The following is a 20310-nucleotide window of genomic DNA, read 5'->3' on the forward strand; positions in this document are numbered from 1 at the left end:
AGCCGCACGAGCCGCACGAGCTGCACGAGCCGCATGAGCCCAACGAATCCGACGGGCCGGACGAGAGAGGGCGCGAACTCGGCCGGTACGCGGCCCGGTTCGCCGCCCTGGCCACCGCCAACGTCACCCGGGCCTACCCCAACGCCCCGGCGCATCTGCTGAGCGGACCCGAGGACTTGGTGGAGCCGCGCCGGTACCACCCCGCCTTCTACGGCTCCTACGACTGGCACTCCGCGGTCCATATGCACTGGCTGTTGGTCCGGCTGCTGCGCCGCTGCCCGGACCTCATCCGCGCCGACGAGGTCACCGCCGTACTGGACGGGCACCTTACGGCCGATGCCCTGGCCGCCGAGGCGGACTACCTCCGTGCCCATCCCTCCTTCGAGCGCCCTTACGGATGGGCATGGCTGCTCGCGCTGACCGCCGAGTGCCGGAGCCTCCCGGGAGCCGCGGGCGAGCGCTGGGCGAAGGCCCTGGAACCGGCCGCCGACGCCGTCTGCGCGCTGCTGAGCGGATGGCTGGCACGCGCCACCTACCCGGTGCGGCACGGCGTCCACACCAACAGCGCCTTCGCCCTCGGCCTGGTCCTGGACAGTGCGGCCGCCGCCGGCGTCAAGACGATCGTTGAACCGGTCACCGAGGCCGTCCTCGGCTGGTTCGCCGATGACCACGACGCCCCCGTCCACTGGGAGCCCTCCGGGCAGGACTTCCTCTCGCCCGCGCTCACCGAGGCCGAGGCGATGAGCCGGGTGCTGCCGGAAGAGGAGTTCGCGCGCTGGCTGGAACGCTTCCTCCCCGGCGTCGAATGGGGTGAGCCCGTCACCGTGCTCACCCCGCCCGTCGTCTCCGACCCCGCCGATCCCCAGATCGGTCATCTCCTCGGCCTCATCCTCAGCCGGGCCGCCGCGCTCCGCCGCCTGGCCGCCGCCCTGCCGCACGGCGATCCGCGGGCGGATGTGCTGCGGACGGCGGCCCGTGACCATCTGGCCGCCGGGCTCCCGGCCACCGACTCCGGGGACTTCACCGGCGACCACTGGCTGGCCACCTTCGCGGTGCTCGCCCTGGACGAACCACCGGCCGGTGAGCCGTAGACTGACGGATCGGTGAGGTGCGGGGGACGCGCCGGTGTACGTGCGTGCACGCCCCGGGGATCTGGTGCCTCATACCGGGATCTCCGTGCCGTTTCGTACGTTGTCGGTGCGACCGCCTACTCTGTGCGACGTGACATCTCCACCCCCGGGGGCCGCCGCGCCCCAGCTCAACACCGCTGAAGGGGCTGCCCGGCCGGCCCCGGGCCCGGCCGCCGACGAGGGCCTGGCCCGGCGCCTGCGCGCGCTCGCGTGCACCGCGCCGCTGCACGACCTCGACGCGCGCAAGGCCAACCTGGCGGGGGAGTACGGGGTGTATGCGATGGCGGAGGTCGCCCTCGCCGCCATCGACCTGGTCACGCTCCACATGGACTTCGACACCGGCGCCGACCACGAGCAGATAGTGGCCAGGCTGCTGCCCCGCGTCGCGGCCCAGGCCCCCGGGCGCCCCGCCGCCGAGCACGACCGGGTCGCCCGCTGGGTGCTGGAGAACCTGATCAACGTCGGCAGTGTGGACCGCGGCTTCCGTGCCGTTTACGGCACCTTCGGGCCCGATGGGGTGTATGTCCGCAGGGATTATGACTTCAAGCTGATCGAAGAGGTGCCCGGCCCCGGCGGCAGCGTCTATCTGCGCACCACCGACGAGGCGGTCAACGTCCTGGTCGGCGCCCTCGACACGGATGTCACCAGCGCCCAGATCGCCGCCGAGGTCAAGCTGGAGGTCCTCATCAGCCGGGGCCGGCTCGCCGATGCCCAACTCGCCGCCGAGCAGGCCCGCTACCGCACCGTGCAGTACTCGGAGACGCTGCGCCGCACCCTCGACGCCACCCGGCGCAACGTCCGCGCCGTCGACTGGCTGAGCACCGTCCCCGAGCTGATCAGCGAGGCGCTCGACCACGTCGCCGACCGCTACCGCCATGAGAACGCGATCCTCACCAACATCCGTAAGGCGCGCGACGAGGCGGAGAGCGCCGAGCACAAGCGGCGCGCCGCCGAGCTCGTCGACATCGTCAAGGACTGCATCCGGCGCCACACCCAGCTCCAGTCCCGGCTGCTGGAGGCCGGTCCGCTGTTCCGCGCCGAGCAGGACCGCCAAGCCTTCGCACCCCCCGCCCCACGCTCCGGATACGACCTGTACGGACAGCTGCTGGCCCCCGTCCTCCCGCTCCCCCTCGACCGCGCGGGCCGGGTCACCGACGCGTTCTTCGCCCGCGGCACCGGCCTGCGCACCCCGACCTCGGTGCGCATGGGCGACCTGGTCGAGATGCTGCTCACCCCGCCGGTGGAACGGGAGCACCTCGGCGCCGAGATGCCGGAGCCGGACCTCATCGCCACCCCCGACGACAGCCGCTTCAGCGAGGAGCAGCTGGCGGTGGCCATGGAGCTGCTCGAGCTGCCCGCCGACGCCCCCCGCCGGCTGTCCGGGCTGCTCGCCGACGCCCGCCGCCGCGACCCCGAACTGCCCTATCTGATCGCCCTCCTCGCCGTCCACGCCGCCAGCCCCCCGGTCGGCACCGCCTACCGCCAGGGCGAGCAGCGGCTGCTGTTCGCCGTGGACGACGGCACCGAGCTGGACGACCCCGAGTTCGGCGGCGCCGACCTGATAGTAGGTACCGCCCTGCTGGACGCGGCCGGTATGGCGGCCGACCGGGCGGAGGTGGCCTGATGGCCATGACCAGTGCATACGCCCCGCGCGAGGAGGTTCAGCCGTGACCGAGTACGACATCGACGACATGACACCGCCGGATGCGGCACCCGCCCCGGCGGCGCCCGGGATCACGCCCGCCGACGCGGCCGACGCCGCACGGCTGGTGGCCTTCGGACTCCAGCCCAAGCTGCTGCCCGCGCGGGATGTCGAATACGCCGAGCTGCTGCGCCGCCACCGCGACGAACCGGCGTTCGCGCGCCTCGCCGACGCCGTCGCCGCCGGGCTCGGGCTCATCGTGCTGGAGGTCTCGACCCGCGCCGGAATGGCCGTGACCGCCGCCGAGGACTCCGTCTTCGCCGTCCGCATGGGCGACTACGCCCGCCGGGCCGCCACCGACTCCGCCGACCGCTTTCTGCACGGCCTCGCCCATCTTGCCGTCGCCGCCCTGGCGTTCCCCCGCCCCGAGGACCTCGCCGACGACGGCTATATCGGCCGGGTCACCGTCAACGGCGTCGACGCCTTCGTCCGCCAGGCGTGCCGGCGGCTGGAGGAGCGGGCCGAGGAGCAGGGGGAGAACACCGACCCCGCCACCGGTGCGCCCGGGCTGGAATCCGCCTGGCGGGTGTACGCCCGGCGCAGCGCGACCGGCGCCACCAAGGACGCCCGCAGGCTCGCCGGATCCACCACCGGCATCGTCGGCAAGGCCCTCGCCTTCCTGGTCGACTCCGGCTTTCTGCAGCGCACCGGGGACGAGTCCGGCGGCACCTACCGCACGACCGCCCGCTATCAGCTCCAGGTGCGCGACATGGCGGCCACCGCCGCCATGGCCGAGCTGCTGGAACTCGGTGTCGTCCCCGTCAGCGACGGCAGCGCGACTCTGCTGCCCCCCGACGAGGGCGACGACCTCGATCTGGTGGCCGACGCCGGTCTCCCCTTCCACTCCTGAACGCTGCCCCTGCCCCCGTCGTCGCCCGCCCGCCCGATATCACCGTCCCTTCCGACAACGAGAGTCCGCCGCCATGTACGAGCTGTCCCGGATCCGCCTCTACTCCATCGGGCCGGCCGGTGCGCGTTACGCCGACACCGTGCTGGACCTGCGCGGAGTCGGCGAGCCGGTGCCCAGCCCCGCGCCCACCCAGGCGGAGTTCTTCGAGGAGGAGCCGGTCGGCCCGCCGCGCCGCCCCGCCCCCGCCGGTGTGCTCTTCCTGGAGAACGGCGGCGGCAAGTCCGTCCTGCTCAAGCTGATCTTCTCGGTGATGCTGCCCGGCCATCGCAACACCCTGGGCGGCGCCAGCTCCGGTGTGCTGCGCAAGTTCCTGCTCGCCGACGACTGCGGGCATGTCGCGCTGGAGTGGCAGCACACCGTCACCGGTGAGACCGTCGTCGTCGGCAAGGTCAGCGAATGGCGCGGCCGTCAGGTCTCCAACGACCCGCGGAAGTTCGCCGAGGCGTGGTACTCCTTCCGGCCCGGCCCCGGGATGAGCCTGGACTCGCTGCCGGTCGCCGAGTCCGCGGCGGTGCGGCCCGCCGTCGAGGGCGCCTCCACTGCACGCGGCCGCCGTCGCACCATGAAGGGCTTCCGTGACGCCCTTACGGAGGCCGGCAAGGCGTATCCGCATCTCGACGTGGTCTGGGTGGAGATCCACGAGCGCTGGAACGAACACCTCGGCGAACTCGGCCTCGACCCCGAACTCTTCCGCTACCAGCGGGAGATGAACGCCGACGAGGGCGAGGCCGCCGGGCTCTTCGCGGTCAAGAACGACTCCGACTTCACCGACCTCCTGCTGCGCGCCGTCACCGACACCCGCGACACCGACGGCCTCGCCGACCTCGTCCACGGCTTCGCCCACAAGCTGGGCCGCCGCGCCGAGCTGACCGCCGAGCGAGACTTCACCGCCGGTTCGCTCGATCTGCTCCAGCGCATCGCGGAGGCCGCGGAGCGGCGTGAGCAGGCCCGCGGCGTGCACGCGGGCGCCGAGCGCCGCACCCGTACGCTCGCCCGGCGGCTGTCCGCGCGCGGCGGGGAGGAGCGGGCGCGCGCCGCCGAACTCGCCGAGCGGGTCGGCTCCGCCGCCCAGGCCGTCACCGACGCCGAGGGAGCCCGCAGCCGCAGCGACCTCGTCGCCGCCGAACTCGCCTACCGCCACGCCTCCTTGGCGCTCGCCGCCGCCGAGAAGGGCGCCGCGGCGCAGCGCCGCGAACTCAACGACGCCCGCACCCTGCACTCCGCCTGGCAGGCCGCCGAGACCGTGCTGCGCCACCGCGCCGCCGCCGACCGCTCCGCGCGCGTGGCCGCCGCCATCCGCGAGGCCGAGCGGGACGCCGCCCCCGCGCTCGCCGCCCGCGCCAAGGCCGCCGGCGACCTCGTCCGCGCCCTGCACGGGGCGGCGGCCGACGGAGAGCGGGTCGCGGGCGAGGAGGAAGAGCGCTCCGCCGCCCTCCAGGAGGCCGGCGAGGCCGCCCACCGCGACGCCACCTCCGCCGCCACGGCGGCCCAGCGAGCCCGCAGCGACGCCGAGCATCTGCGCCAGCGGCTCGCCGAGGTCGAGCAGGAGACCGCAGAGGCCGTCCGCGCCGGCTGGCTCGACGACTCCGCCCCCGACGCCGACCCGGCCCGCGCCGCCCTCGCCGCGAGCGACGCCGAGAAGACCACGGTCGCCGCCTTCGACGAGGCCCGCGAGACCGCTCGGCGCACCGCCGACCACGCGAAGTCGGCCGCCGCCGAGGAGGCCCGCGCCGACTTGGCCGCGGCGCGAGCGGCGGACGCGACGCGGGCCGCGGAGTCCGCGTACGACGCGGAGCGGCGCGCCGCGGAGGCGCTGGGCGCGGAGCAGCGCCTGGTCGAACTGCTGGGCCTGCCGCAGCCCTCCGCCGCCGCCGTCCCCGCCCCGCGCGCCGCCGCCCGCCCCTCGGCGGCGGACGCGCGCGCGGCGGGCGGGGTGACGGTGCGCATTCCGGACGCGGGCGCCCCGCGTCGGCGGGGCGCCCGCGCCCTGCCGACCGACTCCGGCCGGGCCGGGTGGATCACGGTCCGCGTGGACGAGGAGGACGCGGACGACATCGGCCTCTCCCAACTCCCGGCCGCCTTCCGCGCCTCCACCCGCACCATCCCCCTGGACGCCGAGCCCGCGTCCCCCGACCACGCCTACTCCTACGCCTTTGAGGAGCCATCCGCCGACACCCGCGAACACCTCCCGGGCGAGGGAGGCGACAGGTCGGGTGCCTACCCGGCGTACGCCACGGGCGAGTTGACCGCCACCCCGGAGAACGAGGATGCCGCTCTGGGCTGGGCCGCGACCGGCCCGGCGGCCCGGTGGACGGCCGGCGTCGCGGGCGCGGCGGACGCTGCCGCAGGCGTCGAGTACGGACAGCCGCACGTCGGCCCGGCGCACGAGGCGCGCCCGGGTGCGGGCGCGAAGGGCACCCCCGCATTCGCGGGCGACGGGCTCTTGGGCACCGGCTCGGTGGGCGAGGCAGGTCCTGCCGAGCCCATCGAGGGCGATGCGGCCTCCGTGGGCGACCGGCGGGCGGATGCCGGGCCGGCGCGCGGAGATGGCGTTTCCGTGTCGCGTACGGTCGGTGAGCCGCGCCATGGGAACCAGGCGGCGGGGCGTGTTGAGGAGGCGGGGGACGACCCAACTTCCGCGGGCGACCGGCGGGCCGATGCCGGAGCGGTGGGTGGGGCGGAGGAGACGCGCTCGGCTCCGCAGGGAACGGCCCTTGGCGAGGACGCGGAAGCGGGCCCGGGGGAGGCTCCCCGGCGTCGTCCGCTCGCGGCGGAGTCGCGGCCCGCGGGGCGGGTGACGGTGCGGATCGACGAGGTCGAGGACGCCCTGCTGGGCGACGGCGGCTCGTGTCCGGATGGCCCGCGCGACGGCGCCCGGGCCGTGGCGGCCGACTCCCGGCCGCCCGGGGAGGTATCGGCTCGGGTCGGGGACGGCGACGACGCCGCCCACAGCGCTCGGGCCGGGGCAGAAGCTGGCGCCGATGGCGCCCGCGGCGGTCGGGCCGGGATGGAGGCTGGCGCCGATGGCGCCCGCGGTGGTCGGGCCGGGGCAGAGGCCGCTGCCGATGCCGCCGACGGCGGTCGGGCCGGGGCAGAAGCTGGCGCCGATGCCGCCCGCGGCGGTCGGGCCGGGATGGAGGCTGTCGCTGATGCCGCCGACGGCGGTCGGGCCGAGGAGGCCGCCACCGACACCCCCGACGCCATCCACACCAACGTCACCCACGCCGACACCGGCATCGACGACGCCGACGACACCGACGCCACCAACACCGACGCCCCCGACGACTCCGATTGCTGGACCCCCGAGCCCGGTGGTGCCCCCGGCCGGGACCGCAGCGACCGTGCCCGCCCCGCCCAGCGGCCCCTCGGTGACGGGCCGCTGACCGCCGAGGAGTTGGACCGCAACGTCGAGGCGCTGCGTGAGCTCCTCGAGGAGAGCGTGGCCTCCGCCGAGCGACAGCTCTTCGAGCTGCGGACCGCCGCCGCCGAGGACGCGCGGATCCTGGGCGCGCTCGGTGACGGGGGGCTGCTGCCGCCCAGCCCCGATGTGCTGGCGGCCGTCGAATTCCTCGGCGAGCACGGCATCCCCGCCCTCCCCGGCTGGCGATACCTGGCCCAGGCCGTGGACCCCGTCGACCACGCCGCCGTGCTTGCGGCCCGCCCCGAGCTGGTGGACGGCGTCGTCATCACCGACCCCGACACCCACGCCCGCGCCCGTGCGGTGCTCGCGCAGGCGTCGCTGCTGCCGCGGTCCGCCGTGGCCGTCGGGACGTCCGCCGCGCTGCTCGCGCCGACGCCCGCACCCGGCGCCGAGGACAGCGGGGTCTTCCTCGTGCCGCCGAACCCGGCGATGCACGACGAGCGCGCCGCCGACGACGAGCGGCGCGAGCTGCGGGCCCGCGCCAGCGAGCGGGACGAGGAGATCAGGGCGCTCGCCGCCCGGCTGGCCGGGGACCGGGCGCTGTCCGCGCGGCTCGCCTCCTGGCGCACCGGCTGCCCGCCCGGGCGGCTCGCGGAGCTCGCGGCAGCGGCGGAGACCGGCCGGGAGACCGCCGAGACCGCGCAGCGCGAGCTGGTGGAGGCGCGTACGGTACGGGCGGAGGCCGACGAGGCCGCCACCGAGGCCGCCCGCGTCCGGGACGAGCGCCAGGAGGCGGCGCAGCGGGCCCGCCGGGTGGCGGACGCGCTGGCCGGTCTGGCATACCGGCTGCGGGAGCGCGCCACCTGGCAGACCCGGCTGCGCGAACTGGCAGAGGAGGCCGCCGAGTACGAGGAGCGCGCCGCGGGCTGCGTGGACCGGGCCCGCTCCGCCGACGAGGACCGGCGCGCCGCCCAGCGCGCGGCCGACGACGCGCACCGTACCGCCCGCGCCCTGCGCGCCGAGCGCGCGGAGATCGCGGGCGCTCCCGACGACCTCGGCGAGGACACCGAGCCGTCGACCACCTCGCTGCCCGCGCTCCGCGAGGCGTACCGCGCCGCCTCCCAGGTCTACGAGAAGGTCGGCGTCGGCGCCGATCTGCGCGCCGAACAGGCCCGCGCCGAAAGCGACGAGAGCGCGGCCCTCGCCTCCCTCGACCGGCTCACCAACAAGGTCCGCACCCGCGCCGCCCAGCTTCTGGAGGGCACCGACGGCGCCGACGGACCCTCCCGGCAGGCCGCCGCCGCCCGCGCCGAATCGCTGGTCCAGATGCTGGAGGGCCGTGCGTCGGCGGCGAGCGAGCAGCTCGGGCGGCTGCGTGGCGAGGCCGAGCGGCTCGCCCCAGCCGACGGCGCCGTCCACACCGAGCTGTCGGAGGAGACGGTCCCGGCCGACGCCGAGCAGGCGAAGGAGCTGCTGCGCACGGCCAACGGCGAACTGGCCGCCCGTACGGACGCCCTGGACACCGCCCGCACCGCCCACGCCGACCTGGTGCGCGCCCACCGCTCCGCCGAGGACGCCGCGGGCGGCTTCGACGAGACCGCCGCCCTGCTGCGGGATCTGCTGCGGGAGGGCCCCGGCGCGGAGGACGACGGCGAGCGGCCCGAGCCGTACGCCGGTGGTCTTGCCGAGGCCCGTGAGGCCGCCGCCGAGACCCGCCGCTCACTGCGCGGCTGCGCCGCCGATCTGTCGGGGGCCGAGTCGGCGGTGCGGGAGGCAGGCGATGTGCTGGTGCGGCACGCCAACTCCACCCGCTACGAGCAGGTGCGCACCCCCGCCCGCCAGCAGATCCGCGAACTGCCCGCGGCCGCGCTGCCCGAGCACGCCGCCGCCTGGGCCGACGCGTTCGCGCCCCGGCTGCGCGTGCTCACCGACGAGCTGGAGCAGCTCGAGCGCAACCGCGACTCCATCGTGGACCGGCTGCGCGGCCTGGTCGAGTCCTGCCTGGCCACCCTGCGCTCGGCGCAGCGGCTCTCCCGGCTCCCGGAGGGGCTCGGCGAGTGGTCGGGGCAGGAGTTCCTGCGGATCCGCTTCGAGGACCCCGACCAGGCCACGCTCGCCGAGCGGCTCGGCGAGGTCATCGACGAGGCGACCCGCTCCGCCGTCCGGAAGAACTCCGATCTGCGGCGGGACGGCATGTCGCTGCTGCTGCGCGGGGTCCAAGCCGCGCTCCAGCCGCGCGGGGTGGCCGTCGAGATCCTCAAGCCGGACGCGGTGCTGCGGGCCGAGCGGGTGCCGGTGGGACAGATGGGCGATGTGTTCTCCGGCGGCCAGCTGCTGACCGCCGCGATCGCGCTGTACTGCACGATGGCGGCCCTGCGCAGCAATGACCGGGGCCGCGACAAGCACCGCCACGCGGGCACCCTCTTCCTCGACAACCCCATCGGCCGGGCCAACGCCACCTATCTGCTGGAGCTTCAGCGGGCCGTCTCGGACGCGCTCGGGGTCCAGCTCCTCTATACGACGGGGCTGTTCGACACCACGGCGCTGGCCGAGTTCCCGCTGGTGATCCGGTTGCGCAATGACGCGGATCTGCGGGCCGGGCTGAAGTACATCAGCGTCGAGGAGCATCTGCGGCCCGGCCTGCCGGTCCGGGAGCCGGAGGAGGAGCAGCAGGTGCACGGCCAGATCACCGCGACACGGATGTACCGCCGCCCCGAGGCGGGCGCGGATGCGCCCGTCGAGGCGGCGGACCGGCCGTGAGCCCGGCGGGCTACCCCTGACCGGTGTTCACCGTCTGTGTGGTGGTCGCCGAGGAGGTCGCGTAGTTGACGTTGCCGTTGTAGTTGGCGGTGACGGTGTGCGTCCCCTTCTGCAGCGGATTGAACGTCGCGGAGGCGGTGCCGTTCACCAGTGTCACCACCTGGGGGGTGCGATTGGTAACGGCCAGGGTGACGGTGCCGGTGGGTGTCCCCGTGCCGGGGGCGCGACGGCGAGGCGGCCACCACTGTCGTCGACACGGCCTGGACGACCTGATGGGTGCCCGCCGCCGAGGACGGTTGGAAGTTCTGGTGACGGCTCCGATCTGGCAAGGCGTCTTCCACTCCACCGGAGAGGATGGGCAGCCCACCGGAATCGGACGGATTCAGTAACCCATTCCGGTGGGGTGCGGGCAAGTCCTTGACCGGGGCTCACCCGAATGGCGCAGCCCGGCCCTCGCCGCCTCGCCGTGCCGCCGTCTCGTCGTGCCGCCGTCTCGTCGTGCCGCCCCGGGCCCGGGGCGGATGCCCCGTCAGGCGAACCAGCCCTGCGGACGCGGACGCGTATTGCGCCAGATGTGCTTGGCCTCCCGGTACTCCGCGAGCCCGCAGGGCCCCAGCTCCCGTCCGCTCCCCGACTGTTTGAACCCGCCCCACTCCGCCTGCGGCAGATAGGGGTGGTAGTCGTTGATCCATACGGTGCCCAGCCGCAGCAGGGAGGCCACCCGCTGCGCCCGCCCCTCGTCGCCGGACCATACGGCCCCGGCGAGCCCGTACACGGTGTCGTTGGCCAGCCGCACCGCCTCGTCCTCGCCGACGAAACGTTCCACCGTGAGCACCGGCCCGAAGGACTCGTCGGCCAGTACCGACATACCGCTGTGGCAGCGGTCGAGGACGGTCGGCAGAAAGTAGTAGCCGTCGGCCAGGGCCGGATCGTCCGGACGGGCGCCGCCGCAGCGCAGCCGGGCGCCCTCCGCGAGCCCCGTCGCCACATACGCCTCGACCTTGGCCCGGTGCGCGGCGGAGATCAGCGGGCCGGTCTGGGCCCGCTCGTCGAACGGCCCGCCCAGCCGGATCCCGCGGGCGCGGCGCACGACCTCCTCGACGAAGGCGTCGTGCACGGGGTCCTCCACCAGCAGCCGGGCCCCGGCCGAGCAGACCTGCCCGGAGTGGAGGAAGACCGCGGTGAGCGCGTAGTCCACGGCGGTTTCGAAGTCCGCGTCGGCGAAGACGATATTGGGGTTCTTGCCGCCCAGCTCCAGCGAGGTCCGCTTGACCGTGCCCGAGGCGGCGGCCATGATCCGGCGCCCGGTCCGCAGGCCCCCGGTGAAGGACACCATGTCCACATCGGGGTTGTCGGTGAGCGGGGCCCCGGCCTCGGCGCCCGGGCCGAGCACCAGATTGGCCACCCCGTCCGGCAGCCCGGCCTCCGCCAGCAGCCGCATCAGGGCGATCGCCGTGCTCGGGGTCAGCTCACTGGGCTTCAGTACGAAGGTGTTGCCCGCGGCGAGCGCGGGCGCGACCTTCCACGAGGTCTGCAGCAGCGGATAGTTCCACGGGGTGATCAGCGCGCAGACCCCGACCGGTTCATAGACCACCCGGCTGACGGTGTGCTCGGTGCCGGTGTCCACGACCCGGTCCGCCTCGGTGCGCACGAGCTGCCCGTAGTAGCGGAAGCACGCCACCACACCGTCGATGTCCAGCTCGCTCTCGGCCAGTCGCTTCCCGGTGTCCAGCGATTCGGCGCGGGCGAGCCCGGCCTTGTCGCGCTCCACCAGACCGGCGACGCGCAGCAGCAGATCGCCGCGCGCCCCGACCGGGGTTCGGGGCCAGGGCCCCTGGTCGAACGCCTGCCGGGCGGCGGCCACCGCCTCGGCCGCGTCCTTGCCGCCGCCCTCGTCGACGACCGCCACCAGCGATCCGTCGGCCGGGCAGCGGATCTCACGGGTGCGTTCGTCGATCGCTTCGGTCCACTGGCCACCGATGAAGAGGTCCGTCACGGGCATTCCTCCGCGTCGGGGGTCGGGACATGGTCGGTCACCCATCGGTGGAAGGCGCCGATGTGGTGTTCGCTGGGGACGAGCACCCCGCCGTCGCGGTAGGCGCGGGAGTCCATGGCGGGCTGGGTGCGCTCACAGGCGTCGAAGTCCTGGGCGTTGACCCGGTGGAACAGCTCCACCGACTTCGACAGATCCCGCTCGGACGCCACCACCTCGGGTGCGTAGAGCCAGTCGCATTCGACCAGTGTGCGATCGGGGGCGAGCGGAAACATCCGGTGCATGATCACGTGGTCGGGGACCAGATTGAGGAAGACCTGCGGCCGTACCGTGATCGCGTAGTAGCGGCGGTCCTGTTCCTCGGCGATCCCTGCGATGCGGCCGAACCCTTCGCTGCCGTCCACCGTGAACCCCCGGGCCTCCTCGGCGAACTCCGCGCCGTGCCCCACGAAGTACTGCGCCGCGAGGCCGTCGGCGAACTCCGGCAGCACCTCGGTGAGTTCGGGATGGATCGTCGCGCAGTGGTAGCACTCCATGAAGTTCTCGACGATCAGCTTCCAGTTGGCCCGGACGTCATAGGAGATCCGGCGGCCCAGCGCCAGCCCCGCCACGCCGTAGCGCTCCACGGACGCCGCGTCGCCGAGCCGGTCGGCCACCGCCCCGATGACCGTCTCCTCGAACGATGGTGGGTCCTCGGCCAGGCAGACCCAGACATAGCCGAGCCATTCGCGAAGCCGCACCGGCACCAGTCCGCGCTCGATCCGGTCGATATCGGGCATTTTTTGAAGGTTGGGGGCGGCGGTGAGCCTGCCGTCCAGATCGTAGGTCCAGGCGTGGTACGGGCACTGCAGCGAGCGCCGCACCGTCCCGGACTCCTCGGTGCACAGCCGGGCGCCGCGGTGGCGGCAGATGTTGAGGAACGCCCGCAGCTCACCCCTCCGGTTGCGGGTGATCAGTACGCTCTCCCGGCCGACCTGCACGGTGCGGAACGCACCCGGCCGGTCCAAATCGGCCCCGCGCACCGCGCAGAACCACATGGCCTCGAACAGGTGCTCCTGCTCCCGCCGGAAGATCCCGGGAGCGGTGTACCAGTGGCCGGGGAGAGTGGTGAGCAGACTGGGGGTCGTGGCGGCGGGGGACTCGGGAGCCACAGTCATGGGGTTCTCCTCAGGCGGGCGCGGCGAACAGCCGGCGGGGGTCGAAGAGTTCGAGGGGGTGGGCGGCGGCACGGCCCATGCCGGCGGGGCCCGGGACGATCACAGCGGGGGTGGGGGCCATCAGGGGTCCTCCAAGCGGTCGCTTCCCGCGCTCGCGGACGCTCTCGGCACGCGCTCTCGGCACGCGCTCTCGGCACGCGCTCGCGTCAGCGGCGGATGCGCTCCATGCGCGGGTCGAAGAGGGGCTCGGCGGCGACGGTCGCGGGGACCTTCTCGCCGAAGTACTCGATGTGGACGGCGGTGCCGGGGACGGCGGCCGCGGCGGGCAGCCAGGCGTAGGCCACGGTCCGGCCGATGGTGTAGCCGTAGGACGCGCTGGTCACATAGCCGGCCGGGACGCCATCGGCGTACACCGGCTCCTTGCCCATGACGACCGCGGCCGGGTCGTCCAGGGTGAGACAGGTCAGCCTGCGGGCCGCCGTCTCCTCGCTGCGGCCCTCGAGCGCCGCACGCCCGATGAAGTCGCCCTTGTTCATCCGGACGGCGAAGCCGACCCCGGCCTCGTAGGGATCGTGCTCGGTGGTCATGTCGTGGCCCCAGGCGCGATAGCCCTTCTCCAGCCGCAGGCTGTTGAAGGCCGAGCGCCCGGCGGCGATCACCCCGTGGCGCCGGCCCGCCTTCCACAGCGTGTCCCACAGCCGCAGCCCCATGTCGGCGGTGGTGTACAGCTCCCAGCCCAGCTCGCCGACGTAGGACAGCCGCATCGCGATCACCGGGACATGGCCGATATACGTCTGCCGGGCCTTGAAGTAGCCGAACGCCTCATGCGAGAAGTCGTCGCGGGTCAGCGGCTGGACCAGATCCCGGGCCAGCGGGCCCCAGACGCCGATGCAGCAGGTGCCGGGCGTGATGTCGGCGATATGAACGTCATCGGGCGCATGGCGCAGCAGCCAGTCCAGGTCCAGTCCGCCGTTGGCGCCGACCTGGAAGTGGCGCTCCGACAGCCGGGCGACGGTGAGGTCGCTGCGGATGCCCCCGGCCTCGTCCAGCAGCAGGGTGTAGGTGACCGCACCGGGCTTCTTCGCCAGCTGATTGGTGGTCATGCGCTGCAGGAAGTCCAGCGCCCCGGGCCCGGTGACCGTCAGCCGCTTGAGCGGGGTCATGTCGTACAGCGCGACCCGCTCCCGGGTGACCCTGGCCTCGGCGGCGGCGATGGGCGACCAGTAGCGGGCCGACCAGGCGTCGCGCGGGGGCAGGTCGATCGACTCGGCGAGCGGGGCGTTCGCCTCGTACCAGTGCGGCCGCTCCCAGCCCGCGGCCTCCAGGAAGTACCCGCCCAGCTCCCGCTGCCGGACGTGGAAGGGGCTGACCCGCAGCGGACGGGGCTGCTCCATCGGCTGCAGCGGATGGATGACGTCATAGACCTCGACGAAGTTCCGGGCCCCGCGCTCGGCGATGTAGGCGGGGGAGGCTTGCGCGTCTTCGAAGCGGTACAGATCGCATTCATGGACGTCCATGCCCGGCCGCCCGTCCGTCATCCACTCGGCCACGGCCCGGGCGACGCCCGCGGAGTGGGTCACCCACACCGCCTCGGCCAGCCAGAAGCCGCGCACCTCGCGGGACTCGCCGATGACCGGCATACCGTCGGGGGTGAAGGAGAAGACGCCGTTGAAGCCCTCCTCGACCCCGCTCGCGCCGAGCGCGGGGAGCAATTCGACGCTGTCCTCCCAGCTTGGGGCGAAGTCTTCGGCGGTGAACGGCAGCGAGGACGGCATCACCGGGGCCTCGTCGTACGCGGGCAGTCGCGCCGGGTCGACGGGGAGCGGGCGGTGGGCGTAGCTGCCGATACCGATGCGGTCCGTGTGCTCGCGGAAGTAGAGATCGCGGTCCTGGAAGCGCAGGATCGGCCGGCTCGCCTCCGTACGGGGGTCGTTGAGCCCAGCGAGCTCGGGCAGCGGCCCGGTCCTGGCGTACTGGTGGGCCAGCGGCTGCAGGGGGACGGGGACCCCCGCCATCGCGCCGATCAGCGGGCCCCAGAACCCGGCGGCGGAGACCACGATGTCGGCGGGAAAGGTGCCCCGGTCGGTGACGACCGCGGTGACCCGGCCGTCCTCCCGCTCGATGGCGGTGACGGTGTGCCGGTCCAGGAAGCGGGCGCCGTGCGCGGTGGCCCGCTCCATCTGGGCGCGGGAGGCGAGCAGTGCCCGGGCCAGCCCGTCGTCCGGGGTGTGGAAACCGCCGAGGATCCGCTCCGCGTCCAGCAGCGGCCACAGCTCGGCGCATTGGGCCGGGCCGAGCAGCTCGCCCCGTACGCCCCAGGAGGCCGCCAGCCCGGCCTTGCGGTGCAGCTCGGCCCAGCGCTCCTCGCTGGTGGCGATCTCCAGACCGCCCACCGGGTTGAAGCAGGACAGCCCGTCGACCTCTAGGGAGGAGAACTTCTCGACGGTGTAGGTGGCGAAGTCGGTCAGGGTCTTGGAGGGGCTGGTCCGGAAGACCAGGCCGGGGGCGTGCGAGGTCGAGCCGCCGGGGGCGAGCAGCGGGCCCTGCTCCAGGACGGTGACGTCCCGCCAGCCGCGGGCGGTCAGCTCATCGGCGAGCGAGCAGCCGACGATCCCGGCACCGACGATGACCACGCGCTTGTTCGGGCCGGATGCCTGGGCATGAATGTCGGTGGTCACAGGATCCTTTTGTTCGCTTCTCCGCCCGCGCGGCGCAGGTGCGGGTTTCGTCGTTGTCTGCGGCCCGGCGGCCGCGCGTGCGTCGCTCACAGGACCACCACCGACCGCAGCACCTCGCCGCGCTGCATCTTGGCGAACGCGGTCTCGACCTCGTCCAGCGTGATCGTCTCGCTGACGAACGCGTCCAGATCCAGCTTGCGGCTGAGGTGGAGGTCGACCAGGACCGGGAAGTCGCGGCTGGGCAGGCAGTCGCCGTACCAGGACGACTTGAGCGCACCGCCCCGCGAGAACAGATCGATCAGCGGCAGATCGATGCGCATCGCCGGATCCGGCACCCCGACCTGAACCAGCACCCCGGCCAGGTCGCGCATGTAGAAGCCCTGGGAGTAGGTCTCGGGGCGGCCCACCGCGTCGATGACCACATTCGCGCCGAAGCCCCCGGTCAGCTCGCGCACCGCCTCGACCGGGTCCGTACCACGGGAGTTGACGGTGTCGGTGGCGCCGAAGCGGGTCGCCGCGTCCAGTTTGGCGTCGTCGATGTCCACGGCGATCACCCTGCGCGCCCCGGACAGCGAGGCCCCGGCGATCGCGGCGTTGCCGACGCCGCCGCAGCCGATGACCGCGACCGTGTCGCCGTTGGACACCCCGCCGGTGTGCACGGCCGCGCCGTAGCCGGCCATCACCCCACAGCCGATCAGGCCCGCCGCCTCGGGGCGTGCCGAGGGGTCGATCTTCACCGCCTGCCCCGCTGCGACCAGCGTCTTCTCGGCGAACGCGCCGATGCCCAGCGCCGGGTTGAGCGGGGTGCCGTCGGTCAGGGTCATCGGCTGGGCGGCATTGCGGCTGTCGAAGCAGTACCACGGGCGGCCCCGGCGGCAGGAGCGGCAGCCGCCGCACGGCGCCCGCCAGGCCAGGACCACATAGTCACCGGGTGCGAGTCCGGTGACGCCGGGGCCCACGGCCTCGACCATTCCGGCCGCCTCGTGCCCGAGCAGATACGGAAATTCGTCACCGATCGCGCCGTCCCGGTAGTGCAGGTCGGTGTGGCACACGCCGCACGCCTGGACTCCCACCAGCACCTCACCGGGGCCGGGTTCGGGCACGAGAACGGGCAGCACCTCCACGGGGGCGCCCTTTTTGACCGCGACGACGGCGCGGGCTTCTTGCGGCATGGCTCACTCCTCTGTTCTCCTGCGATCGCAGGGACCGGTGCACGGGAGCTGGCATGACTGCCTCGATGGAAGGTGAGGCCGAGGCCGTTTCAACGGCCACCGGTTACCACCCAGTTGCGTATAGCGCGGCATGTTGCGCGATGAGAGACATCCTGAAAGTCGCCGCCCCGTGCGGTCAAGGGGTTCGCGAAAACCGCCTGTAAGCCAGCGCTGACTGGGGATTTCGCGTCGGTCACACGCCCCTGGGCCCTGGCCGCGGACGCGACGAGGGGGCCGGAGTCGTCCGGCCCCCTCGTCGGGTGGGTGGGGTGATGTGGTGGCTCAGCCGGGGAAGCCCATCCGCCGGGACAGCTCCTCGGCGGTCTTCACGGCGTACTCGGCCAGATCGGGCAGCCGGCTCTGCGCCATCCGGTACGCCGGGCCCGAGACGCCGATCGCCCCGATGAGCGCGCCGTCGTGGGCGCGTACCGGCGCCGCCACCGCGTTCAGCCCGATCTCCAACTCCTCGCAGGAGTAGGCGTAGCCGCGCTCGGCCGCCGTCTCCAGCTGCTGCCGCAGCTCGGCGGAGGTGGTGATGGTGTGCTCGGTGAACCGCGGCAGCTTCCGCGTCACCAGCCGCTCCCGGCGTTCGCCCGACAGATGCGCGAGCAGCACCTTGCCGCTCGCGGTCGCGTGCAGCGCGGTGCGCCGCCCCAGCCAGTTGAAGGCGGTCACCGCCGCGGCGCCGCGCGCCTGCATGATGTTGACCGCCGCGTCCCCGTCCAGGACGGCGATATTGGCCGTCTCACCGGTCTCGTCGGCCAGCGCCCGGCACACCGGGGCGCCCTCCTGCGAGATGTCCAGGCGGATGGCGGCGGCGCCGGCGAGTCTGAGCACCCCGGCGCCCAGGTAGTACTTCCCCCGGTCGCGTTCCTGCCCGACGAGTCCGCGGTTCTCCAGAACGCCGAGCAGCCGGAAGGCGGTCGACTTGTGGACCCCCAGCTCGTCGGCGATCTCGGTCACTCCGGCTTCGCCGAGCCTGGCAAGGATCTCCAGGACGCTGACCGCCCTGTCCACCGACTGCACTGCCCCGGAGGCCCCCCGCTTGTCCTCGGCCCGTTCCTCGGTCGTGTTCGTCATGGTTCTGATCTCACCATCCGGTGGCTCTGCGTGGGGCCCCTCGGTCCGGGGAACTCTTGACGGCTGCCTTCCCGATCTGGATTCTGTTGCGCATCGCGCTTTTCAATGCACTATCCACAACGCATGATACCGATCAACGTGAGGGGGGCCAATGATTCCCGTCTGCCGTATCGAGGACTTGCCGGAGGGTGAGTCGATGCGTGTCGAGGCCGGCGACGCCACCGCGACGATCGCGGTGTTCCACACCGACGGAGCGTTCTACGCCATCGATGACACCTGCAGCCACCAGGACGCCTCCCTCTCCGAAGGGTGGCTGGAAGGCTGCTACGTCGAATGCCCGCTGCATGCCGCGCTGTTCGATCTGCGGTCCGGCGAGCCGACCTGCCTGCCCGCCCGCAAGCCCGTACGGACCCACGCTGTCACGGTCGTGGACGGAGTGCTGTATGTCCACCCCGCGGTGCGCACCGTTCCCGGCGAGCCCGTGCACGCGGCACCGGAAGAAGCCGTGGCATGACGACGCTCACCACGGTCACGGTGGTCGGGGCCTCGCTCGCGGGACTGCACGCGGCGCGGGGCCTGCGCTCCCTGGGATACGACGGGCGGCTGGTCGTCGTCGGGGAGGAGCGCCACCGCCCCTACGACCGCCCGCCGCTGTCCAAGGAGTTCCTGACCGGGGACGGCGATCCGGGCGAGGGGCCGGGCCGCCTCGCCCTGACCGACCCCGAGGAGGAGGCCGAACTCGACGCCGAATGGCTGCTCGGCGTCCGGGCCGAGGCACTGGACACCGCCGCCGGGGAGATCCGCCTCACCGGCGGCCGCGCCCTGCGCACCGACGGCGTCGTCATCGCCACCGGGGCCACGCCCAGAACGCTGCCCCTTCCGCGGCTGGACGGGGTGCACACCCTGCGCACCCTCGACGACGCGACCCGGCTTCGCGCCGCGCTGCGCGCGGGTGCCGCACGGGTGGTGGTGATCGGCGCGGGCTTCATCGGCGCCGAAGTGGCCTCCTCCTGTGCCGCCCTCGGGCTCGATGTCACCGTCGTGGAGGCCGCGCCGCTGCCGCTGGTGCCCCAACTGGGCGAGGAGATGGCCCGGGTGTGCGCCGCGCTGCACGCGCGGGGCGGGGCCACCCTGCTGTGCGGCACCGGCGTCGGGGGCTTGCGCGGCAGCGGCCGGGTCACCGGCGTGGAGCTCACCGACGGGCGGGTGCTGCCCGCCGATGTGGTGGTCGTCGGCGTCGGGGTGCGTCCCGTCACCGGGTGGCTGGAAGGCTCCGGTCTGGCCCTGGACGACGGGGTGCGGTGCGACGCCGGCTGTGTCACCGCGCTGCCCAATGTCGTGGCCGTCGGGGACGTGGCCCGGCTGGCCCAGCCGGGCACCGCGCGCACCGTCCGGGCCGAGCACTGGACCAGCGGAATGCTGCAGGGCGCCGTCGCCGCCCGCAATCTGCTCGCCGGGTCCACCGTCGAACCCTTCGAGGCGCTCCCCTACTTCTGGTCCGACCAGTACGGCGCCCGTATCCAGTACGCCGGGCGGCGCGCACCCGGTGACACCGTCCGGATCCTCGAGGGCGACCCGGCCGACGGCGGCGGCTTCCTCGTCGTCTACGAACGTGGCGGGATCTCCACCGCCGCCCTCGGCGTCGACCGGCCCAGGCCCTTTATGCGGCTGCGCCGCGAGCTGGCCCGTGCTCCGCAGCCGGCCGGGAGGTGACCGGCTCCGCCTCACCGGCCCGGCGGCGCTGCCGACGCATCTCCCGGGCCGTGCTGCTGGGCCGGGACACCACTCCGTACCGCTGGCGCCAGACCTGCCGGGTCACCCATACGTCCAGCACGCCCCAGGTCGCCACCACCGTGCTCGCCACCGTGGCGAGCACGGTGGGGAAGGCGGACCATGAGCCCGCCAGGGTGCACAGGAGCGCGACCATCGTCTGAACCAGCGTCACGGCGATGATGATGACCGCCCGCACCGCCGCGGCGCGGACCGGATCGGGCAGCCGCCGCCTGCGCGCCGGCTCCTCGGTCCACAACGGCCGGGCCCCGAGTGCCGGGATGTCGCGATCCTTGTCCATCGCGTCCATGACGCTCCCACCCCTTTCCAAGGCTGCCCCGGTGCGGCCGAGTCAGATAGCGGGACTTGGGTTGTATGCCCCCCTAGTGTGCCCCTTTGGATCACGAATGGCACCGACCGGAGGTTCCCCTGGGGAGGGGAAAACCAGCCAACCGCGGCCGAATGGTCGCATGCGGTGCCCGGGAGAAGAGCCCCGAGCGCGGGGGGAAAGTCGGGGAATCGCCCGACAACTCCTGATCACGCAGTGTAAGGAGTTCC

13 protein-coding genes are annotated in these 20310 nt (G+C 73.7%); 6 read left to right on the forward strand and 7 right to left on the reverse strand.

Going from position 1 to position 20310, the window contains the following annotated elements; translation table 11 throughout:
- Positions 1–20 precede the first annotated feature (20 nt).
- From J5X86_RS37330 to J5X86_RS37345, 4 genes are all read left to right on the forward strand, one after another.
- The gene (locus J5X86_RS37330; RefSeq protein ID WP_374229330.1) at positions 21–1091 is read left to right on the forward strand and encodes a DUF2891 domain-containing protein; all 1071 of its coding nucleotides are present in this window, start codon (positions 21–23) and stop codon (positions 1089–1091) included.
- A gap of 130 nt (positions 1092–1221) precedes the next feature.
- On the forward strand, positions 1222–2754 hold the full coding sequence (locus J5X86_RS37335) for a hypothetical protein (RefSeq protein ID WP_059145450.1): 1533 nt from the start codon (positions 1222–1224) through the stop codon (positions 2752–2754).
- A gap of 67 nt (positions 2755–2821) precedes the next feature.
- Positions 2822–3682, forward strand: coding sequence for a hypothetical protein (locus J5X86_RS37340; protein WP_106685963.1), 861 nt, complete (start codon positions 2822–2824; stop codon positions 3680–3682).
- Between the two features lie 73 nt (positions 3683–3755).
- Positions 3756–9863, forward strand: a complete 6108-nt coding sequence (locus tag J5X86_RS37345; RefSeq protein WP_208521103.1) for a hypothetical protein — start codon at positions 3756–3758, stop codon at positions 9861–9863.
- A gap of 10 nt (positions 9864–9873) precedes the next feature.
- On the opposite strand, the gene J5X86_RS52630 is transcribed toward J5X86_RS37345, so the two are convergent.
- The 6 genes from J5X86_RS52630 to J5X86_RS37375 form a co-directional block, all read right to left on the reverse strand.
- Positions 9874–10230 carry an Ig-like domain-containing protein gene (locus J5X86_RS52630; RefSeq protein WP_308124834.1) on the reverse strand — a complete coding sequence of 119 codons (357 nt, stop codon included), beginning with the start codon at positions 10228–10230 and terminating at the stop codon, positions 9874–9876.
- Positions 10231–10392: 162 nt separating this feature from the next.
- Positions 10393–11859, reverse strand: a complete 1467-nt coding sequence (locus tag J5X86_RS37355) for an aldehyde dehydrogenase family protein (protein WP_208521105.1) — start codon at positions 11857–11859, stop codon at positions 10393–10395.
- Positions 11856–13013 carry an aromatic ring-hydroxylating dioxygenase subunit alpha gene (locus J5X86_RS37360; RefSeq protein WP_208521106.1) on the reverse strand — a complete coding sequence of 386 codons (1158 nt, stop codon included), beginning with the start codon at positions 13011–13013 and terminating at the stop codon, positions 11856–11858. The genes J5X86_RS37355 and J5X86_RS37360 overlap by 4 nt, the downstream gene beginning before the upstream one ends.
- A gap of 206 nt (positions 13014–13219) precedes the next feature.
- Positions 13220–15691 carry an FAD-dependent oxidoreductase gene (locus J5X86_RS37365; protein WP_208521107.1) on the reverse strand — a complete coding sequence of 824 codons (2472 nt, stop codon included), beginning with the start codon at positions 15689–15691 and terminating at the stop codon, positions 13220–13222.
- Between the two features lie 86 nt (positions 15692–15777).
- Entirely contained in the window at positions 15778–16863 is a 1086-nt protein-coding gene (locus J5X86_RS37370; protein WP_208521108.1) for an S-(hydroxymethyl)mycothiol dehydrogenase, read from the reverse strand.
- Between the two features lie 321 nt (positions 16864–17184).
- Positions 17185–17982, reverse strand: coding sequence for an IclR family transcriptional regulator (locus tag J5X86_RS37375; protein WP_119993341.1), 798 nt, complete (start codon positions 17980–17982; stop codon positions 17185–17187).
- Positions 17983–18133: 151 nt separating this feature from the next.
- On the opposite strand from J5X86_RS37375, the gene J5X86_RS37380 reads away from it, so the two are divergent.
- Positions 18134–18496, forward strand: a complete 363-nt coding sequence (locus J5X86_RS37380; protein WP_208521109.1) for a bifunctional 3-phenylpropionate/cinnamic acid dioxygenase ferredoxin subunit — start codon at positions 18134–18136, stop codon at positions 18494–18496.
- Positions 18493–19695: an NAD(P)/FAD-dependent oxidoreductase gene (locus J5X86_RS37385; RefSeq protein ID WP_208521110.1), complete on the forward strand. Its 1203-nt coding sequence runs from the start codon at positions 18493–18495 to the stop codon at positions 19693–19695. Before J5X86_RS37380 ends, J5X86_RS37385 begins: the two co-directional genes overlap by 4 nt.
- On the opposite strand, the gene J5X86_RS37390 is transcribed toward J5X86_RS37385, so the two are convergent.
- On the reverse strand, positions 19643–20062 hold the full coding sequence (locus tag J5X86_RS37390) for a hypothetical protein (RefSeq protein ID WP_078645847.1): 420 nt from the start codon (positions 20060–20062) through the stop codon (positions 19643–19645). The two genes, J5X86_RS37385 and J5X86_RS37390, sit on opposite strands and share 53 nt — an antisense overlap.
- Positions 20063–20310: the final 248 nt, after the last annotated feature.

The organism is Streptomyces sp. NEAU-YJ-81, assembly GCF_017592595.1.
Classification (GTDB): Bacteria; Actinomycetota; Actinomycetes; order Streptomycetales; family Streptomycetaceae; genus Streptomyces; species Streptomyces hygroscopicus_B.